Genomic DNA, 1,709 nt, shown 5'->3' with positions numbered 1-1,709 from the left:
GAAATGGCAAAGGAACTGAGCATTTCTGTACGTGCATATACGGATAAAGAAAATGGTAAATCAAAATGGTACTGGGATGAGATTTTAAAAATTTGCGAAATAGCAGAATTAAGTCCAGAACAAATAAAATAATTTTTTTACTTATTTTTTCCGTTATAAACGTACAAAGGAAGGAGGAAAATTAGATTTATCGTGAAGAGTGGTGGGCAGTATTAAGAAATATGTGTGATGCAGTAGGTCTTAAACCTAAACATGTTAAAGAACGACTTGAAGATTAGGTCGTTTCAACCGACCTATTAAATGATAGAAACGGTAGACCTTATAATACATTAATCGTTAATGAATTTGAGATCTATGAGTTGGATTAACGATAGCTAATGCTTCGTTATAAATTGCTTTTAACACTAATATAAAGGAGGACAAAATGGATTTTAAAAAACAACTAACATTAATAGTTGAAACTGATGATGATACTATTTTGGATGATTTAAACAAATTAGCAAATCTATGTGAGGAAATAAGGAATACCTGTTTTACAATCAAAAGAAAAATTAATTGTAAGGCAACTGATGAAAAGAAAAAAGACTATTCAGAAGAATAGTCAGAAAGTTATTTCAACTCTTCAATGATATGTTTTCTGAATTCATCTAATGTGTATCTGAATTGATCAGCTAGATTATGAAGATCATCATATGTAGCAGGAGTGTTATCTTCTTTTGGAAATCTACAATCAATTTCTTTTACGAACACATCTAATGATTTTTCTAACTTATTATTAAGCTGTTGGATAGACATAATATTTTCACCTCACTTTCATTTGATTATCGACATTGCAGTGCCGATAACTAAATTATAGCAAAGGTTAAAAATAAATCAAAAAGTACATGGAGGACTAATTATATGATAAAAAAACAAAAGAATTTGATTGATCAAGATGAATTCACCATCATTTATAGTAAATCGGGTTGGTATGGTTTTTCAATAACAGTAAAGAAAGATGAAATTATTGAAACCAATCATAAAGACAACTTCAAAATTATTAGATATTGTGATGATAAATTTCCTAACACTTATGATGAGTGTGTTGAACGTAAAGTGAATCAGGAAAAGAGAAAAGTAAAAAAGATTATTGAATTTAAACTTCATGATGATAGATGGTTTATTGATTCAGAAGATATTTTAGAATATGAGGTCATTAGTGTTAAGACACCAAAGGAAATATTTAAAGAAAAGGGTAACTATAAACTTATAGAAACAGAAGCTGAATTTGATGATTACATGAAATCTAATCTTTCATGCAATGACTGGTGTCAAATAAAACTGGCTAAAACAATGCTTAGCCTAAATCTTGGAAATGGGTTTATAAACGGTTTTGATGATTTGATTGGAGCAAATTTAAGCAGATACAGACTAATGATTGCACTGGCTAAAGAATGCGATAATCGTGATTTACTGATGTATATGCTGATAAAGAAATTAGGTAATTGATATGATCTGGATAATCTTATTTTTACTGCTCTGTGTATTTATTGAATTTATATGTATATACGTTTTAACACATAAAAAATAGTCTAAGGAGGATTTTATGAATAATTTACAAATTATTGAACATGAAGGAATTAGAGTTTTGACAACTAAACAGTTAGCAGAAGCATATGAAACTACTGAAACAAATATTAAAACTAATTTTAATAGAAATAAAGAAAGAT

4 protein-coding genes are annotated in these 1,709 nt (G+C 28.3%); 3 read left to right on the top strand and 1 reads right to left on the bottom strand.

The window, feature by feature from the left end; translation table 11 throughout:
• Window positions 1-424 precede the first annotated feature (424 nt).
• A complete protein-coding gene (locus ACLR9T_RS14480) occupies window positions 425-601 on the top strand; it encodes a hypothetical protein (protein ID WP_270667327.1) in 177 nt (58 codons plus the stop codon).
• 8 nt (window positions 602-609) lie between these two features.
• On the opposite strand, the gene ACLR9T_RS14475 is transcribed toward ACLR9T_RS14480, so the two are convergent.
• Complete coding sequence (locus tag ACLR9T_RS14475; protein ID WP_270667328.1) at window positions 610-795, bottom strand: hypothetical protein; 186 nt, start codon at window positions 793-795, stop codon at window positions 610-612.
• A gap of 105 nt (window positions 796-900) precedes the next feature.
• Here ACLR9T_RS14475 and ACLR9T_RS14470 point away from each other — a divergent pair, with 105 nt between their 5' ends.
• Entirely contained in the window at window positions 901-1,488 is a 588-nt protein-coding gene (locus tag ACLR9T_RS14470; RefSeq protein WP_413110155.1) for a hypothetical protein, read from the top strand.
• 97 nt (window positions 1,489-1,585) lie between these two features.
• A partial coding sequence (locus ACLR9T_RS14465; protein WP_413110156.1) for an ORF6N domain-containing protein occupies window positions 1,586-1,709 on the top strand: 124 nt, incomplete at its 3' end.

It is taken from the genome of Thomasclavelia sp. (assembly GCF_047249845.1).
Classification (GTDB): domain Bacteria; phylum Bacillota_I; class Bacilli_A; order Erysipelotrichales; family Coprobacillaceae; genus Thomasclavelia.
This window is presented reverse-complemented; position numbering and strand designations above follow the sequence as displayed.

Bases quoted from the DNA above. Each gene is read 5' to 3' on its own strand.
- ACLR9T_RS14470 (WP_413110155.1), top strand. From the start codon at position 901: ATGATAAAAAAACAAAAGAATTTGATTGATCAAGATGAATTCACCATC.
- ACLR9T_RS14475 (WP_270667328.1), bottom strand. From the start codon at position 795: ATGTCTATCCAACAGCTTAATAATAAGTTAGAAAAATCATTAGATGTG.
- ACLR9T_RS14480 (WP_270667327.1), top strand. From the start codon at position 425: ATGGATTTTAAAAAACAACTAACATTAATAGTTGAAACTGATGATGAT.